We start from the raw sequence: 18,164 nt of genomic DNA, 5'->3' as shown, positions 1-18,164 counted from the left end.
GAGTAGGACACCGCCGTCACCAAACTTGATCGTGAGCCCCGGCCCTGTGTGGTCGGGGCTCACTACTATACCCAGTCACGGCTTATGGCGGTGTGTGATCATGGCCGTAGCTTCGGGTGGTCAGGCTTTATCCCTGCGCAGCACCACGACCACACACCGCACAACCAACGCACAAGTACGTACGTAACGGACGAGTTAGGAAGAGGAGAATTGGCATGCCGCAAGCGCCCGATTCGTATAACCCGTTCGCGCGTGCAGGTAGCTCCGTCTCCACGTACGTGGACGTTCGGCCCGGCTACCCCACCTCCGCGCTGGAAGGGCTGGTGTTCGACTCCGACGTCGTCGTTGATGTGGGAGCCGGGACGGGGAAGCTGACCGCGACGCTCGCGAGCCTGGCGGGGGAGGTGTGGGCGGTTGAGCCGTCGGGGGATATGCGTGTCGGTTTCACGCGGGCCCTGCCTAACTTCCCGACCGAGCGGCTACTCGACGCAACGGCCGAACACCTCCCGTTCGCAGATGCCTCCGTGGACGTGCTTGCTTTCGGGCAATGCTGGCACTGGCTTGACGAGCGGGCGGCGGCACGTGAGTCCGCGCGCGTGGTCAAGCCCGGCGGGCGCGTGCTCATCCTCTACAACCAGTTTGACGTGCGTCAGGCTTGGGTGCACAGACTGGCGCGGATCATGCGCTCGGGGGACGTGCACCGGATCGATCGCGTCCCGGACCTGCGCATCCCCGGCCATCACGGCCACATGGAGCGTCCGTTCACGGAGCCAGAGTTGCACGCCAACACCTGGCTCGACCCGCTGCTCCCGGAGCAGATTGCGCGGCTGGGGACGACGCGGTCGTCGTGGTTACAGGCTTCGCCTGAGGGTCGGGCACGGATGCGCGCCAACCTCGAGTGGTACATGTTCGAGCACTTGAGCTGGCGTGACGACGCCGTGGTGGGGGTGCCGTACCAGTTGCAGGTATGGACCGCCACACGTTTTGTCGGAGCGGGCCGCTACGATAGCGCTTAGTAGAGAGAAAAGAGGAGATCGTGCCACAGCTTCGTTCAGCGACGTCAACCACGGGACGCAACATGGCGGGTGCTCGCGCGCTTTGGCGGGCAACCGGTATGGGGGCAGAGGATTTCGGTAAGCCGATCATCGCGGTGGCCAACTCATTCACTCAGTTCGTCCCGGGCCACGTGCACCTCAAAGACATGGGCCAGCTGGTTATCAAGACTATTGAGGCTGCAGGCGGCGTGGGCAAGGAGTTCAACACGATCGCGGTGGATGACGGTATCGCGATGGGGCACGATGGGATGCTCTACTCTCTGCCGAGCCGGGAGATTATCGCGGACTCGGTGGAGTACATGGTCAACGCCCACTGCGCGGACGCGCTGGTGTGCATCTCGAACTGTGACAAGATCACGCCGGGCATGCTGATGGCCGCGATGCGGCTTAACATCCCGGTGGTGTTCGTCTCGGGAGGGCCGATGGAGTCGGGCAAGCCGGTGCAGGGCGTGGCGGATCACAACATTGACCTCATTGACGCGATGGCGCAGTCGGTGAATGATGCGGTGAGTGACGCCCAGCTGCTCGCGATTGAAGAGAACGCGTGCCCCACGTGTGGATCGTGCTCGGGGATGTTCACGGCGAATTCGATGAACTGCCTCACGGAGGCGCTTGGCCTGTCGCTGCCGGGTAATGGGTCCACGCTGGCCACGGCTGCGCGGCGCCGGGACCTGTTTGAGCGGGCGGGTGAGCTGATCGTGGAGCTGTGCCACCGCTATTACGACGACGGCGACGAGTCGGTCCTCCCGCGCTCGATCGCCACCCCGGGCGCGTTCCGCAACGCGATGACGATGGACATCGCGATGGGCGGGTCCACGAACACGGTGCTGCACATCCTGGCCGCGGCCCATGAGGGCGAGGTGGACTTCTCGATCGCGGACATCGACGCGCTCTCTCGCCGCACGCCCTGCCTGGCGAAGGTGGCCCCGAATTCCACGCGCTACCACATGGAGGATTTCCACCGGGCGGGCGGCATCCCCGCGATCCTCGGCGAACTCGACCGGGGCGGCCTGCTCGACCGCAGCGTTCACGCCATCCACGCCCCCTCGCTCGAGGACTGGCTGGGGGAGTGGGACGTCCGCGGCGGCAGCGCCTCGGCGGCTGCGAAGGACCTGTTCACGGTGGCCCCGGGCGGGATCCGCACCACGCAGGCGTTCTCGCAGGATCGGCGCTATGAGTCGATTGACGACGACGCGGCGGTCGGCTGCATCCGCGACCTTGGCCACGCCTACACTGCCGACGGCGGCCTGTGCGTCCTGTTCGGCAACCTGGCGAAGGACGGGGCAGTCATCAAGACGGCCGGCATTGACGAATCGCTTTTCCACTTCGAGGGGCCGGCCCGCGTGGTCGAATCGCAGGAGGCAGCGATCGAGCTGATTTTGTCGAAGCAGGTGGTCCCGGGCGACGTCGTCGTGATCCGGTACGAGGGCCCCAAGGGCGGGCCGGGAATGCAGGAGATGCTGTACCCCACGTCGTTCCTTAAGGGCCTGGGCCTGGGGAAGACGTGTGCGCTGATTACGGACGGGCGGTTCTCGGGTGGAACGTCGGGCCTGTCGATCGGGCACATTTCGCCGGAGGCGGCCTCGGGCGGCATGATCGGGCTCATCGAGGAGGGGGACCGGATCGTGATTGACGTCCCTACGCGTCTGCTCAAGCTGGACGTGTCGGACGAAGAGCTGGCGCGGCGTCGGGCGGAGAAGGGCGAGGCGCCCTGGGCGCCGAACCGCGACCGCACGGTCTCCAAGGCCCTGCGCGCGTATGCGGCGATGGCGACGTCGGCGTCCTCGGGCGCGGTCCGCCAAATCTAGGCCTGGACGTGTTGGTGGGCAGTGGTCCGCCAGGTGTGAAAGCGAGACGTAGGACTTGCGTCGATCATTGCTCGCGCTTGCGATGGGTATAGTATCGGCGGGTTTGTTAACGATCTGAATGGATTGGTTATGGGAGACGAGAAATACCCTGACACTCTTGAGGAAAAGGCGCGGGCGATTCTCGCATACGGCAGACTACTGCTGGCTTCTGGCGCGGGTGCGTATCGTGTGAAGTACTCGATGGCGCGCGCTGCCCATCAGCTCGGAATTAGCAGGCTTGAAGCGTCCGTCACAATGACGGATATCACCGTAACCGCGTGGGAGAACGGGCGCTCACAGACGGACTTTACTGAGCAGCGTCACGTGGGAGTGAACTCTCGACGCCTTGATGTCTTGTCCGAGATCGGCACCCAGGACCTTAAGGTACGTAGCGTGTCCCACCTGCGCTCGCTCTTGGAGCAGACGGTCAAGCAGGATCGGCACTGGGGGATGTGGACCACCGTGTTCGCGGCGGCGTTCGCGTGTGCAGCATTCTGCTTCCTCAATGGTGGGCGCGTCGTCGAATGTACCACGGTGTTTTTCGCGGCCGGCATTGGCCAGCTTGTCCGTAAGCTGATGCTTAAGCGCAATTATGCCCACTTCTTCATTTGGGTCGTGTGTGGCATGGTCTCCCCGCTGGTGTACATGGGGATCTTGTCCATGTTGGCCTCCTTTGGCCACGTCCTGCAGCTGAGCCACCAGGCGGGTCTGATCTCGGCGATCTTGTTCCTCATTCCGGGATTCCCGTTAACCACCGCGATGCTTGACTTCGTGCGTTCCGATTTTCAGTCCGCGTTGGCACGGTTCTCCTATTGTGTGATGGTACTTGGATCGGCGGGGTTGCCTTTATGGGCCGTGACCCACGCCACGAATTGGGACGTGGTGGGTGCCGCTCCCATGGCGTTGCCGTTCGCGCTGAACCTGTCCTTGCAGATCCTGTGTTCCTTCGTTGCGGCGGGTGGCTTTGCCATCCTTTTTAATGCCGCGTGGAAGGTGGCGCTTCTGGCAGCTGGCGTGGCCGCGCTGACCAACCCGACCCGCCTGATCCTCCAGAACTATTCGGGCATTCCGTGGCAGATCGCGGTGGGATTGGCGGCCTTCGTTGCTGGTTTGTGTGCGACGTTCGTGGCATGGCGGACCACCCATTCCCGTGTTTCTCTCTCCGTACCGTCTGTGGTGATCATGATTCCGGGCGTGCCGTTCTACCGCGCGTTGGTGGCGATCAACGAGGGCAACTTGTCGATTGCGTTGACGACGATCGCGGAGGTCTTCTTCGTGATCATGGCGATCGGATTCGGCTTGGCGTTCTCCCGTGCGGTCACGGATCGAGGCTGGTTGCACGATCGTGACACGACCAAGCTGGCCGATAGCTATCTGGAGGATCGTGCAAACTAGCGCCCGGGTCTGAACGTATTCTGTCTTGCTGCTTTCGGTGGGAATAACGCGGCTTTCCGGGGATAATGGATGAAGGTCTCGTTCTTAGGAAAGGTAGAGGATGACGGGGTTTCTGGAGTTCTTCGCTGAAGAACCAGTGTTGCTTGCGTTCTTGCTTATCGGCATAGGCATGATTTTTGGCCACATCAAGGTGAAGGGAGTGTCCCTTGGTGCGGCGGCGGTGCTGTTTGCGGCGATTGCGTTTTCTGCTTTTGCGAAGTCTCACGGAATCGACATTGCGATTAGCGCGAAGATTGGCCATCTCGGGTTGGCCCTGTTCACCTTTGCGATCGGCAATAACTCTGGCCCGTCGTTCTTTGAAAACGTCCGGAGGGCGCTCGGGCCGATGGCCGCGCTCGTTGTCATTTACTTCCTGACGGGCGGGGTTGGATACGTTGTTGGGCGCTTTGTGCTCGGGATGGACACCGCGCTGGTTGCAGGAACGTTCGCGGGTGCGTTGACGAACACTCCGGCGTTGGCGGCTGCCGCGGAGGCGTCGGGATTTGAGGCGCAGGCGACTGTCGGTTACTCGATTTCTTACCTGTTCGGCGTGATCGGAATGATGATTGCTGCTGCGATCGCGTTGCGTAATTCCGCAGCGGATACCGATAAACCGACGCCGATCACGCACATGAATCTGCGCGTGGACCGTGACGACAACCCCCGTGTGGGGGCGATCCTTGGCCTGTTTAAGAACCCGCCGGAAATCTCGCGTATGCGGCGCGGTGAGGAGGGGCCGATCTGGATCCCCACGAAGCATGACGTCCTGGAGAAGGGTGACCTGCTGACGGTCGTTGGGCCCGTGCATGAGCTGGAAGAGCTGAAGACGATGGTGGGTCACCAGTCGTCGCATTCGTTGCGTGCGGACCGGCGTTATCTCGATTTCCGGCGCATCACGGTGTCTGAGCCGAAGATCGCGGGCAAGACGATCGCGGAGCTTGACGAGATCCTGTTTAACAAGTTCGGCGCCACGGTTTCGCGTGTTCGCCGCGGGGATTCTGACATGCTTGCCGTTCCCGAATTCATGATTGAAATGGGTGATCGCGTGCGCGTGATTGGCCCGACGTCGAACATGAAGCTTATCTCCAAGTTCTTTGGCGATTCGGCGCGCGGTTTTTCGGATCTGAACCCGGTGGCTCTGGGGCTTGGGATGGCGCTCGGCATAGCGTTCGGTGTCATCCGTTTCCCGTTGCCGGGTGGCAGCACGTTCGCCATCGGTGCGGCGGCGGGTACGCTGCTGGTCGGCTTGGTCTTTGGCCGCGTCGGCCGTATCGGTAAGCAGATTACGGCGCTGCCGAATACGACGTGTGCTGTCCTGTCTGAGTTGGGCCTGCTGATCTTCCTCGCGCAGGCGGGAACCACTGCGGGTGGCCAGATCGCTCTGGCCTTCGAATCCGGTACGTGGATCCAGATCCTTCTGCTCGGTGTTCTCTTCACCTCGACCTTGGCCATCAGCTTGTACCTTACGATGCGCTACGTGTTCAAGATGGGCGGCACGCAGCTGTCCGGCCTGCTCGGCGGAGCGCAGACACAGCCGGCGGTCCTCGCTTTCGCCAATGGGCGAACGAACTCCGATCCGCGCGTCGCGCTCGGATATGCCTTGGTTTACCCGATTGCGATGATCGGCAAGATCCTGGTGGCGACCATCCTCGGCTCGATGCCGTAGCGATCCCGCCCGGCGGCTCGGTTTGGCGTTCGGGCAGCATTGGCACGACGCCGGAGCGGCGCGGCTTGACTGCACGACGCCGTCGCGCCATCTGATACCGGCCGATGAGGGGCCCGGAACCGCGCGGTTCCGGGCCCTTCGGCTTCCCGGCGTCCAGCCTGCGGCCTCACGGAACGAGCCCCCGTCATCCCGCCAGCAGGCCGGCAGCGAAGACCATGATCCAGCATGTGAGATCTTTCGGGAAAGATTTGGCCGGCTCTTTGGCGGCAGTCTACGATCGGCATATGTCGATTATTCTCGTAGTAGTTCAGCGCACCTGCAGGTAACGCTGTCCTGCGGTGCGCCCCTCGAAACTCGGGGGGTTTTTTCATGCGTGAATGACCGGCACTGAAATTTCAAGGAGGAACCATGGCACTAGGGCCAACGCCACCGAAGGCTAAGGAAGAGCCGACGACTATCCGTGAGAAAACCACGGGTGCGCGAGCGGTTATTCGCTCGCTTGAGGAGCTGGGCGTCAAGACCATTTTTGGTCTGCCAGGTGGTGCCGCGTTGCCTCTGTATGACGCGATCTTTGAGTCGTCCATTCGCCACATCTTGGTCCGCCACGAGCAGGGCGCGGGGCACGCGGCGGAGGGCCTGGCGGTGTCCACGGGCGAGGTCGGGGTGTGCATGGCCACCTCGGGCCCAGGCGCCTCGAACCTGGTGACAGCGCTGCTGGATGCGAACCTTGACTCGGTGCCGCTGGTGGCAATCACGGGCCAGGTGGGCGCTAGCCTGATCGGCACGGACGCCTTCCAGGAGGCGGACATCATCGGGGCCACCTACCCGCTGGCCAAGCACTCTTTCCTTATCACGGATGCGAACGAGATCCCGGCCCGCATCGCGGAGGCCTACCACCTGGCCCGCTCGGGCCGCCCGGGCCCGGTGCTGGTGGACGTCACGAAGTCGGCGCAGAACGAGGAGTGCGAGTTCGTGTGGCCGCCGAAGATGGAGCTGCCCGGCTACAGTCCGCAGACCAGGCCGAGCCTGCGCCAGGTGCGTGAGGCGGCGCGCATGATCGCGGCCGCCTCCAAGCCGGTATTCTATGTGGGCGGCGGCGCGATCCGCTCCCGCGCTCATGAGGAGCTGGCCCAGCTAGTGGAGATGACAGGCATCCCGGTGGTCACCACCCTCAACGCTCGCGGCGCCTTCCCCGATTCGGATCGCCACCACCTGGGCATGCCGGGCATGCACGGGGCGGTCCCGGCCGTCGTCGCCCTGCAAAAGTCGGACCTGCTCATCACGCTCGGCGCCCGCTTCGATGACCGGGTCACGGGCAAGCTGGACGAGTTCGCGCCGGAGGCGAAGGTCATCCACGCGGACATCGACCCGGCGGAGTTCGGCAAGAACCGGGCGGTCGACGTCGCGCTGCAGGGCGACCTGCGTCTCACGATCGAGGCACTGATCGACGAGATCCCGGACGCCTTCGAGCAGTACGGCACCCCGGACCTGGCGGCATGGTGGGCGTTCCTCGACCGCATGAGCGAGACCTACCCGGTGGGCTACGAGGAGCCGGAGGACGGGCTGATGAGCCCGCAGTATGTCCTGTCGCGCCTGGGTGCGCTCGCGGGAGACTCGATCTTCTCCACGGGAGTGGGCCAGCATCAGATGTGGGCCCAGCAGTTCATCCCGCTCCAGTTCCCGGGCCAGCTCGTCACCTCGTGTGGCGCGGGCACGATGGGCTACGGCGTGCCGGCCGCGATGGGCGCGAAGGTGGGCAACCCGGACAAGACGGTGTGGTGTATCGACGGCGATGGCTCGTTCCAGATGACCAACCAGGAGCTCGCCACCTGCCGCCTCAACGACATCCCGATTAAGGTCGCCCTCATCAATAACTCGTCGCTGGGCATGGTGCGCCAGTGGCAGAACCTGTTCTACGACGGGCGTTTCTCCCACACGGACCTCAACACGGGCCACGGCACGCGTCGCATCCCGGACTTCGTCAAGATGGCCGACGCCTACGATTGCCACGGGATCCGTGTGGAGCGCCCGGAGGACGTAGACGCAGCGATCACCGAGGCGATGAGCATTAATGACCGTCCGGTCGTCGTGGAGTTCGTGGTCTCCCCGGATTCGATGGTGTGGCCGATGGTGCCCTCGGGCGTCTCCAACGATGACATCCTGTACGCGCGCGATATGCGACCCAAGCATGAGGAGGAACAAGCATGATCAGCCACCGCCGCACCCTGTCCGTTCTGGTGGAGAACAAGCCGGGCGTGCTTGCTCGCGTCTCTGGCCTCTTTGCCCGCCGCGCGTTCAACATTCACTCACTCGCGGTGGGGCCCACGGAGGACCCGGAGCTGTCGCGTATCACCCTGGTGGTCGACACCTCCGAGGTGTCTTTCGACCAGATCACGAAGCAGCTGAACAAGCTCATCAACGTCATCAAGATCTCCGAGCTGGAGCGCGACCTGTCGGTTCAGCGCAAGCTGGTCCTCATCAAGGTCCGCGCCGACGATTCGTCGCGCACGAACGTCATCCAGGTGGTTGAGCTGTTCCGGGCGAAGATTGTCGACGTTGTCCCGGACGCGGTCACGATCGAGGCCACCGGCTCAGATGACAAGATTAACGCCCTCCTGTCCGCCCTGGAGCCGTATGGTGTGAAGGAGATCGTCCAGTCGGGATCCGTCGCGATTTCACGCGGGTCACGTTCCATGACCGAAGTTGTCAAGGCCGAGCGCAAGCAGTTGCGCGGAGCATAAATCGAAGGAGTAGACATGGCAGAGATTTTTTACGACGACGATGCGGATCTGTCCCTCATCCAGTCTAAGAAGGTGGCCGTCATTGGTTACGGTTCGCAGGGTCATGCTCACGCGCTGAACTTGCGCGACTCGGGGGTCGACGTCGTCGTTGGCCTTCGTCCGGGTTCGACCTCGATCGCGAAGGCCGAGGACCAGGGGCTGAAGGTAGCCACGATTGAGGAGGCGGTGGCGCAGGCCGACGTCGTCATGATCCTCACCCCGGACCAGCACCAGCGCAAGGTGTATGCCGAGCAGATCGCCCCGCATCTGTTGGACGACGCGGCACTGTTCTTCGCCCACGGCTTCAACATCCGCTTCGGCTACATTAAGCCCGACGCCGGCCACGACATTTGCATGGTGGCCCCGAAGGGCCCGGGTCACACGGTTCGTCGCCAGTTCGAGGACGGGCGTGGCGTGCCGGATATCGTGGCAGTGGAGCAGGACGCGTCGGGCCAGGCGTGGGATCTGGCGCTGTCGTACGCGAAGGCGATCGGCGGCACGCGCGCTGGCGTCATCAAGACCACGTTCACTGAGGAAACCGAGACGGACCTGTTCGGCGAGCAGGCGGTGCTGTGTGGCGGCGTGTCCCAGCTCATCCAGTACGGTTTTGAGGTGCTGACGGAGGCGGGCTACCAGCCGGAGATCGCCTACTTTGAGGTGCTGCACGAGATGAAGCTCATCGTTGACCTCATTAATGAGGGAGGCCTGACCAAGCAGCGCTGGTCGATTTCGGACACGGCCGAGTACGGCGACTACGTCTCTGGCCCGCGCGTCATCACCCCGCAGGTCAAGGAGAACATGAAGGAGGTCCTGGCCGACATTCAGGACGGCACCTTCGCGGAGCGCTTCATCGCGGATCAGGACAACGGCGCGGCCGAGTTCAAGGAGCTACGCGCCAAGGGCGAGGGCCACCCGATTGAGAAGGTGGGCGTGGAGCTGCGCAAGATGTTTGCCTGGGGCACAATCGACGCCGACTACACGGACGGCTCGGCGGCCCGCTAAGGGAAACCGGGGGTGGGGGCGGCCGCGGGTCGCCCCCACTTTTGCACCTGTTTTTGGATATTTCGCCTTTTGCCGGGTAAGTGTCGGAGCCAGCGGCTACGATGAATGTGAAGTTCAGTGCCGAACACTCGAGGAGCATTACGTGTCCGCTTTCCGCATCGAAGAAGACCTGCTTGGGCCGCGTCAGATCCCGAACGATGTCTACTACGGCGTGCATACCCTGCGCGCGAAGGAGAATTTCCCGATCTCGGGCCGCACGATCAACGACACCCCGGAATTCATCCGGGCGATGGTGATGGTGAAGAAGGCGGAGGCGCTCGCGAATCGGGACAAGCGGGTGTTGCCGGAGGATCTGGCGAAAGCGATTGTGGCAGCCTGTGACCTCATCTTGAATGAGGGTCGGTGCATGGACCAGTTCCCGGTGGACGCGTTCCAGGGCGGGGCAGGCACGTCGGTGAACATGAATACGAACGAGGTGGTGGCCAACCTCGCTCTTGAGCTGCTGGGTAAGGAAAAGGGCGATTACGACGTCGTTCATCCCAATGATCACGTAAACAAGTCCCAGTCCACGAATGACGCCTACCCGACGGGGTTCCGCGTGGCACTGTACAAGATGTGCGAGGCTTTTATTGGGGAGCTGGATGCGCTGCGCACGTCGTTTGATCGGATCGCGCAGGCGAACATGCACGTGTTGAAGATGGGCCGCACGCAGCTGCAGGATGCCGTGCCGATGACGGTAGGGCAGGAGTTCGCAGCCTACTCGGTGCTGATGGAGGAGGAGGCGCGGAATGTGCGCCGGCAGATGGAGCTGCTGCTCGAGGTGAACTTGGGCGCCACCGCGATTGGTACGAAGCTCAACACCCCGGATGGGTTCCAGGAGGCCGTGGTGGCGCGCCTGGCGGAGGTGACGGGGCTGGCGGTGCAGTCGGCGCCGAACCTCATTGAGGCCACCTCGGACACGGGCGCTTACGTGGCGATGTCTAGCGCGTTTAAGCGAATTGCTACGAAGGTGTCGATGATTTGTAATGACCTGCGCCTGCTGTCGTCGGGCCCGCGCGCGGGTTTGAATGAGATCAATTTGCCGCAGATGCAGGCCGGTTCGTCGATCATGCCGGCGAAGGTGAACCCGGTGATCCCGGAGGTGGTGAACCAGGTGTGCTTCAAGGTGATCGGCAACGATTTGACGGTGACGATGGCCTCCGAGGCGGGCCAGTTGCAGCTGAATGTGATGGAGCCGGTGATCGGGCAGTGCCTGTTCGAGGACATCGAGCTTTTGACGAACGCGCTCGCCACGTTGCGCGTGCGGTGCATTGACGGGATCACGGTCAATGAGGAAATCTGCAAGGCCTATGTGATGAATTCCATCGGCATTATTACGTATCTGAACGAGCTTATTGGCCACAAACACGGCGATGCCATCGGCCGTGAGGCCGCCCAGACCGGGCGGGGGATTCGGGAGCTCGTGCTGGAGGCGGGGCTGCTGTCGGAGGAGGAGCTCGACCGCGCGTTATCGGTGGAAAACCTTATTAATCCGGTCTATATGGGTGAAGTCTACGATTAACGACGCCGTCGCCCTGTTCGCGGCCGCCCGCGAATCTTCAACCGTTCCTCAACAGGCGCGGCACCAGTTTTCAGCGAATTGGTGCCGCGCCTGTTTCCGTGATGGGATAACTTCTTTGTGTGATGGGATTCCTTCTCGCGTACCGGGTCTGCCGGCGTGCTGGGCCTGCTTCCGGGTGTGCGCATCCTGCACAATTATCTCGTTTGCCACACCTGTCACGGTCGGCGGCAGGTTGCACCCGGCAGTTCCGTCAGAAGTCGTGAATCTGGGGTCCGCCAGGTCGATATAGCATCGGTAGCCGGTATTTTCACGAGTTCTGTCGGCTAGGCCCCGAGTCGCAGGATAATCGGCCGCCCCACCGGCCAGCCCCAGCCCAACGTCCGGATCGTGGTCCGCCAATCCCGAGGCGCGGACATTGCCTAGACTTGCCCCATGGCTATTGAACTTGCAGTTATCCCTGGTGATGGCATTGGCCCCGAAGTTGTGGCCGAGGGCCTGAAGGTGCTTTCCGCCGTGGCTGGTGATGTTGATTTTGCCCTCACCCACTATGACCTCGGCGCGGGCCGCTACCACCGCACGGGCGAGGTCCTCACGGACGCCGAGCTCGAGGAGATCAAGGGCAAGGACGCGATCCTGTTGGGCGCGGTGGGCGATCCGTCGATGCCGTCGGGCGTGCTCGAGCGCGGCCTGCTGCTCAAGCTGCGCTTTGACCTGGACCAGTACGTCAACCTGCGCCCTTCCAAGTACTACCCGGGCGTGCCCACGCCCCTAGCCAACCCCGGCGACATCGACTTCGTCGTGGTCCGCGAGGGCACCGAGGGGCTGTATGCCGGCAATGGTGGTAACCTGCGCGAGGGCACGGACCAGGAGATCGCCACGGAGGTCTCGATCAACACCCGCTTCGGGGCGGAGCGCGTGGTGCGCTTCGCATTCGAGCAGGCGCGTGCGCGCCGCAAGAAGCTTACGCTCGTCCACAAGCACAACGTCCTCGTTCACGCCGGCCACCTGTGGCGCCGCACGGTGGAGGAGGTCGGCGCCGAGTACCCGGACGTCACCACCGACTATCTGCACGTGGACGCCGCCACGATCTTCCTGGTCACGGACCCGGGCCGCTTCGACGTGATCGTCACCGACAACCTTTTCGGTGACATCCTCACGGACGAAGCTGGCGCGGTCACGGGCGGAATCGGGCTGGCGGCGTCGGGAAACATCAACCCGAACCGCACGTTCCCCTCGATGTTCGAACCCGTCCACGGTTCGGCCCCGGACATCGCGGGCAAGGGCATCGCGGACCCGATTGCCACGATCTCCTCGGTGGCGCTCATGCTGGACTTCCTGGGCTATCCGGAGCTGGGGGAGAGGGTGCGCGCTGCCGTCGACGCTGACATGGCAACTCGCGCCGAGGCGGCGGCCTCAGGCCGGCCCCTGGTCCGCACCACCGCCCAGATTGGCGATGCGATCGTGGCCCTGCTCGAGCGGTAGAATTGGGGAGAAGGAAGGACTCTCATGCGTCAGCACACGGAACTCGAGAAACTGTCGGCCCAGCCGGTTCAAAGCGCCGATAGCTTTGCCGGCACGTTCGCGCTCCAGCCGAACAAGGTCCTGAAGTCGGAGGCCGAGTACGGCCGGATCATGGCCAACTTGGGCTTCGGCACCGACTTTTCTGACTACATGGCCCACGCCACCTGGACCGCGGAGAACGGCTGGCACAACAAGGAAATTGCTCCCTACGGCCCGCTCAGCCTGGACCCGGCCGGCGCGATCCTCCACTATGGCCAGGAGGCCTTCGAAGGAATGAAGGCCTACCGTCACGATGACGGCTCGATCTGGACCTTCCGCCCCACCTACAACGCGGCGCGCATCAACATGTCGTGCAGGCGGCTCGCGATCCCGGAGATCCCGTTGGCTGATTTTATGGGCTCGATCGTGGACCTCGTGCGTGCGGACGCGCGCTGGGTGCCCTCCGCGCCGGGTAGCTCGCTATACCTGCGCCCCTTCGTCTTCGCTTCCGAGGCCTTCCTGGGTGTGCGGGCCGCCACGCGGTACGAGTACTTGGTGATTGCCTCGCCGTCGGGCGCCTACTTCCCGAATGGGCTCAAGCCGATTAATGTCTTCGTGGACCGCGACTACCACCGCGCCGGCCCCGGCGGCATGGGCGACGTCAAGACCGGCGGGAACTACGCCGCCTCGCTCCTTCCCAAGGTCACGGCGCACGACGCCGGCTTCGACGAGGTGCTCTTCATGGACGCGGCCACCAACACCAACATCGACGAGCTGGGCGGCATGAACGTGTTCGTGGTCATGGCTGACGGCTCGGTCAAGACCCCGAAGCTGACGGGCAACATCCTGCCCGGCGGCACACGCTCCTCGATCCTGCAGTTCCTCGAGTCCGAGGGCGCGGCCGTGAGCGAGGAGACCATCTCGCTGGCGTCGGTGGTGGACGGCATTCAGTCGGGCGATGTGGCGGAGATGTTCGCGTGCGGCACGGCCGCCGTTGTCACCCCGATCGGGCGCTTGGCCTCCGGGGACTTCGACGTGGAGGTGCCGGTGGGGGAGAAGACCGCCGCGATCTACGACGAACTGACCGCCATCCAGCTCGGCCACCGCGAGGACCGCTTCGGCTGGCTGTACAAGATCGCTGACGCCTAGCCAATGAAGGTCTTCATCTACGACACGACCTTGCGTGACGGCGCCCAGATGGAGGGCATCAGCCTGTCCGTGGCGGACAAAATCGCGATGCTCCCGCACATCGAGGCGATGGGCGCGGACTACATCGAGGGTGGCTGGCCGGGCGCGATCCCGCGTGACACGGAGTTCTTCGAGGCGCTCAAGGCGCGTAACCCGCTGAGGTCCGCCACGCTCACCGCATTTGGCGCCACCGCCAAGGCCGAGGTGGCCGCCGCGGAGGACCCGCAAGTGGCGGCGCTCGTGGACTCGGGTGCGCCGGTCATCTGCCTGGTCGCCAAGTCCGACATCCGCCACGTGCTCGGCGCGCTACGTACCACCGCCGAGGAAAACCTGCGCATGGTCCGCGACACGGTCACCTACCTGCGCTCGTGCGGGCGCGAGGTCATGGTGGACATGGAACACTTCTTCGACGGCTTTTCCGCCGACTCCGACTACGCCACCGCCGTCGTCGCCGAGGCGCTCGCGGCAGGGGCCAGCTGGGCCATCCTGTGCGACACCAACGGTGGCTCGCTGCCCAGCCGGGTCTCCGCGACGGTCCGTGAGCTCACGGCACGGCTCGAGGCGGGCGGAGTCGTGCCCAGGCTGGGCATTCACACGCACGACGACGCCGGATGCGCCGTGGCGAACTCGATCGCGGCGGTGGAAGCCGGATGCCGGCAGGTGCAGGGCACCATCAACGGATATGGCGAACGCACGGGGAACGCGAACCTTTTGACGGTGGCGGCGAACCTGGCGCTGAAGACTGATCTGGAGGCGGTGACGGAGGCCCAGCTGGCCGACTTCACCTCCGTCTCCCACGCGATCGCGGAGTTGACGAACATGGCCCCGCAGCTGCGCCAGCCCTACGTGGGGCGCTCCTCCTTCGCGCACAAGGCCGGCCTGCACGCCTCGGCGATCCGGGTGGATCCCAACCTCTACCAGCACACTGACCCGGCGGCGGTGGGTAATGACATGCGGATGTTGGTCTCGGACATGGCTGGCCGGTCGTCCGTGGAGCTCAAATGCCGCGAGTTCGGGGTGGACCTGGCGGGCCGCAAGGAGGAGTTGCGCCTCATCACGGAGCGGGTCAAGGCCGCCGAGGCGATGGGCTACACCTACGACGCGGCGGACGCCTCCTTTGAGTTGCTCGTGCGCGAGGTGCTCGGGGAGCTGGTGAGCTACTTCGAGGTGGAGCAGTGGGCAGCGGACGTGCGCTCGGCGGCGTCGCCGTCGGAAACCGTGAGCGAGGCGCGCGTCAAGCTGCACGCTGGCGGCCAGCGGATCGTGCGTATGGGGGAGGGCGTGGGCCCGGTGCACGCGCTCGACCAGGCGTTGCGCGCGGCGCTGACGCCCGTGTATGCCGAGCTGAGAGGCATGCGGCTGACGGACTTCAAGGTGCGCATCCTTGACTCGGCCGACGGCACGAGCGCCGTGACGCGCGTGCTGCTGACGATGAACGACGCGGCGGGCACGTGGACCACGGTGGGTGTGGGCGCGGACGTGATCGAGGCGGCGTGGGAGGCGCTGACGGGCGGGTATCATTACGGGCTCATCCGCTCGGGGCACCAGGCCGTTTAGCCTGATAGCGGACGCGGGTCGGTCCTTTAGTCCCATGCTGGAATAACTCCATTCAGGGTGCGCGGGGCGGTGCCCGATTTGTCGGATTTAGCCCCTGTGAGTTAGCTCCCCATAAGAGCACGAGGGGAGGAGTATCCTTAGAATTGGAGTCGAACTTAGAACGACCTAAGGAGTAACGTGACCGACGAGGTAACGACAATCCAGCAGTGGCAAGGATTCACGGAAGGCGCGTGGCAGTCTACTATCGACGTGCGCGACTTCATCCAGAAGAACTACACCCCCTACGAAGGCGACAAGAGCTTCCTCGAGGGTCCGACCGAGAAGACGTTGGAGCTGTGGAAGGAGCTTGACGAAAAGTACCTGTCGGTCGAGCGTGAGAAGCGCGTCTACGACGTCGACATCGATGTCCCGGCTGACATCGATGCCTTCGGCCCGGGCTACATCTCCGACAACGACGACGTGATCGTCGGCCTGCAGACCGACGTGCCGCTCAAGCGCGCCATGATGCCGTTCGGCGGCTGGCGCATGGTTGAAACCGCGATCCACGAGGCGGGCCTGGAGGCGAACCCGGAGGTCAAGGAGATCTTCACTCGCTACCGCAAGACCCACAACCAGGGCGTGTTCGACGTCTACACCCCGCGCATCCGCGCGGCCCGCTCCTCGCACATCATCACCGGCCTGCCCGACGCTTACGGCCGCGGCCGCATCATCGGCGACTACCGCCGCGTGGCGCTCTACGGCGTCGACCGCCTGATCGAGGAGAAGCAGGCCGACAAGCTCGCGCGCGCCGACCTGCCGTTCTCCCAGGATTGGGCCCGCGACATGGAGGAGATCTCCGAGCAGATCGCGGCCCTGAAGAAGCTGAAGAAGATGGCTGAGGGCTACGGCTTCGACATCTCCCGCCCGGCTGAGACGGCCAAGGAGGCCGTGCAGTGGACGTACTTTGGCTACCTCGGCGCGATCAAGTCCCAGGACGGCGCCGCGATGTCGTTCGGTCGCGTGTCGGCGTTCTTTGACATCTACTTCGAGCGCGACTTCGCCCGCGGCATCCTCACCGAGTCCGAGGCCCAGGAGATCATTGACTCGCTGGTGATCAAGCTGCGCATCGTGCGCTTCCTGCGCACCGAGGCCTACGACCAGATCTTCTCGGGCGATCCGTACTGGGCCACCTGGTCTGACGCGGGCTTCGGTCTGGACGGGCGCACGCTCGTCACCAAGACCTCCTTCCGTCTGCTCCAGACCCTCATGAACCTGGGCCCGGCCCCGGAGCCGAACATCACGATCTTCTGGTCCGAGCGCCTGCCCGACGGCTACAAGCGCTTCTGCGCCGAGGTCTCGATCGAAACGTCGTCCATCCAGTACGAGGCCGACCGCCAGATCTGCGGCCACTGGGGCGACGACGCGGCGATCGCCTGCTGTGTGTCCCCGATGCAGGTGGGCAAGCAGATGCAGTTCTTCGGTGCCCGCGTAAACGCGGCCAAGTCGCTGCTCTACGCGATCAACGGAGGCCGTGACGAGATGACCGGCAAGCAGGTCGTGGAAGGTCACGCGCCCATCGAGGGCGACGGCCCGCTCGACTTCGACGAGGTGTGGGAGAAGTACGAGGACATGCTCACGTGGGTTGTCGAAACCTACGTGGAGGCCCTCAACATCATCCACTGGAGCCACGACAAGTACGCCTACGAGGCGCTCGAGATGGCGCTCCACGACACGGATATCCTGCGCACGATGGGCTGCGGCATCGCCGGTCTGTCGATCGTGGCCGACTCGCTCGCCGCGATCAAGTACGCCAAGGTCTACCCGATCCGCGACGAAACCGGTCTCATTGTTGACTACCGCACCGAGGGTAACTTCCCGCGTTACGGTAACGACGACGATCGCGCGGATGAGATCGCAGCCACCATCGTTCACACGGTGATGAGCAAGATCAAAGCAATCCCGATGTACCGCAACGCGGTGCCCACCCAGTCGGTGCTGACGATCACCTCCAACGTGGTCTACGGCAAGAACACCGGCAACTTCCCCTCCGGCCACCGCGCCGGCACGCCGTTCGCCCCGGGTGCCAACCCGGAAAACGGTGCTGACACGCACGGCATGCTTGCCTCCATGCTTTCGGTGGGCAAGCTTGACTACACGGATGCCCTCGACGGCATCTCGCTGACCAACACCATTGTTCCCAGCTCGCTCGGCCGTGACCGCGACGAGCAGGTCACCAACCTTGTTGGCATCATGGATGCCGGCATGGTGCACAAGGGCTAATAGAGATACACACAAGGAGATTAATCATGGCTATGACATACGATGAGCGCCTGGCTTCGATGAAGGCTCAGCGTGAGACGAACGGTGGCGTCCAGGGTCTGTACCATGCCAACGTCAACGTCCTCAACCGTGAGACTCTCGAGGACGCGATGGAGAACCCGGAGAAGTACCCGCAGCTGACCGTGCGCGTGTCCGGCTACGCGGTGAACTTCGTGCGCCTGACCCGCGAGCAGCAGCTCGACGTCCTGTCGCGCACGTTCCACGACCAGATGTAAGGTGAGTCGTTGAGGCGGGCGCGCGGGAGCCTTCCCGCGC

At 63.9% G+C, this 18,164-nt stretch carries 13 protein-coding genes; all 13 read left to right on the top strand.

The window, feature by feature from the left end:
• The first annotated feature begins 215 nt into the window (after nt 1–215).
• The 13 genes from HMPREF3167_RS06960 (at nt 216) to grcA2 (ending at nt 18,124) form a co-directional block, all read left to right on the top strand.
• A complete protein-coding gene (locus HMPREF3167_RS06960; RefSeq protein WP_083281117.1) occupies nt 216–1,016 on the top strand; it encodes a class I SAM-dependent methyltransferase in 801 nt (266 codons plus the stop codon).
• A 62-nt stretch (nt 1,017–1,078) separates the two neighbouring features.
• Entirely contained in the window at nt 1,079–2,863 is a 1,785-nt protein-coding gene (ilvD, locus tag HMPREF3167_RS06955) for a dihydroxy-acid dehydratase (RefSeq protein WP_070446206.1), read from the top strand.
• A 129-nt stretch (nt 2,864–2,992) separates the two neighbouring features.
• A complete protein-coding gene (locus HMPREF3167_RS06950) occupies nt 2,993–4,297 on the top strand; it encodes a threonine/serine exporter family protein (protein ID WP_062614192.1) in 1,305 nt (434 codons plus the stop codon).
• Nucleotides 4,298–4,397: 100 nt separating this feature from the next.
• Nucleotides 4,398–6,002 carry an aspartate:alanine exchanger family transporter gene (locus tag HMPREF3167_RS06945; RefSeq protein WP_062614193.1) on the top strand — a complete coding sequence of 535 codons (1,605 nt, stop codon included), beginning with the start codon at nt 4,398–4,400 and terminating at the stop codon, nt 6,000–6,002.
• 408 nt (nt 6,003–6,410) lie between these two features.
• Nucleotides 6,411–8,210, top strand: coding sequence for an acetolactate synthase large subunit (locus HMPREF3167_RS06940; protein ID WP_070446204.1), 1,800 nt, complete (start codon nt 6,411–6,413; stop codon nt 8,208–8,210).
• Complete coding sequence (ilvN, locus tag HMPREF3167_RS06935; protein ID WP_062614195.1) at nt 8,207–8,743, top strand: acetolactate synthase small subunit; 537 nt, start codon at nt 8,207–8,209, stop codon at nt 8,741–8,743. The genes HMPREF3167_RS06940 and ilvN overlap by 4 nt, the downstream gene beginning before the upstream one ends.
• Before the next feature lie 15 nt (nt 8,744–8,758).
• A complete protein-coding gene (gene ilvC / locus HMPREF3167_RS06930) occupies nt 8,759–9,784 on the top strand; it encodes a ketol-acid reductoisomerase (RefSeq protein ID WP_062614196.1) in 1,026 nt (341 codons plus the stop codon).
• A 142-nt stretch (nt 9,785–9,926) separates the two neighbouring features.
• The gene (gene aspA / locus HMPREF3167_RS06925) at nt 9,927–11,345 is read left to right on the top strand and encodes an aspartate ammonia-lyase (protein ID WP_070446202.1); all 1,419 of its coding nucleotides are present in this window, start codon (nt 9,927–9,929) and stop codon (nt 11,343–11,345) included.
• Between the two features lie 432 nt (nt 11,346–11,777).
• On the top strand, nt 11,778–12,827 hold the full coding sequence (locus HMPREF3167_RS06920) for a 3-isopropylmalate dehydrogenase (RefSeq protein WP_070446200.1): 1,050 nt from the start codon (nt 11,778–11,780) through the stop codon (nt 12,825–12,827).
• A 24-nt stretch (nt 12,828–12,851) separates the two neighbouring features.
• On the top strand, nt 12,852–13,994 hold the full coding sequence (locus tag HMPREF3167_RS06915; protein ID WP_062614199.1) for a branched-chain amino acid aminotransferase: 1,143 nt from the start codon (nt 12,852–12,854) through the stop codon (nt 13,992–13,994).
• A gap of 3 nt (nt 13,995–13,997) precedes the next feature.
• On the top strand, nt 13,998–15,590 hold the full coding sequence (gene cimA, locus HMPREF3167_RS06910; protein WP_070446198.1) for a citramalate synthase: 1,593 nt from the start codon (nt 13,998–14,000) through the stop codon (nt 15,588–15,590).
• Between the two features lie 177 nt (nt 15,591–15,767).
• Nucleotides 15,768–17,849 (top strand): formate C-acetyltransferase, encoded by a 2,082-nt coding sequence (gene pflB / locus HMPREF3167_RS06905; RefSeq protein WP_062614201.1) that lies wholly within the window; start codon nt 15,768–15,770, stop codon nt 17,847–17,849.
• 26 nt (nt 17,850–17,875) lie between these two features.
• Nucleotides 17,876–18,124 (top strand): autonomous glycyl radical cofactor GrcA2, encoded by a 249-nt coding sequence (grcA2, locus tag HMPREF3167_RS06900; protein ID WP_083200644.1) that lies wholly within the window; start codon nt 17,876–17,878, stop codon nt 18,122–18,124.
• Nucleotides 18,125–18,164: the final 40 nt, after the last annotated feature.

The sequence above is a fragment of the Trueperella sp. HMSC08B05 genome, assembly GCF_001808405.1.
GTDB classification, from domain to species: Bacteria; Actinomycetota; Actinomycetes; order Actinomycetales; family Actinomycetaceae; genus Trueperella; species Trueperella bernardiae.
The sequence above is the reverse complement of the archived record's forward strand: the minus strand, read 5'-3'. Positions and strand labels throughout refer to the sequence as shown.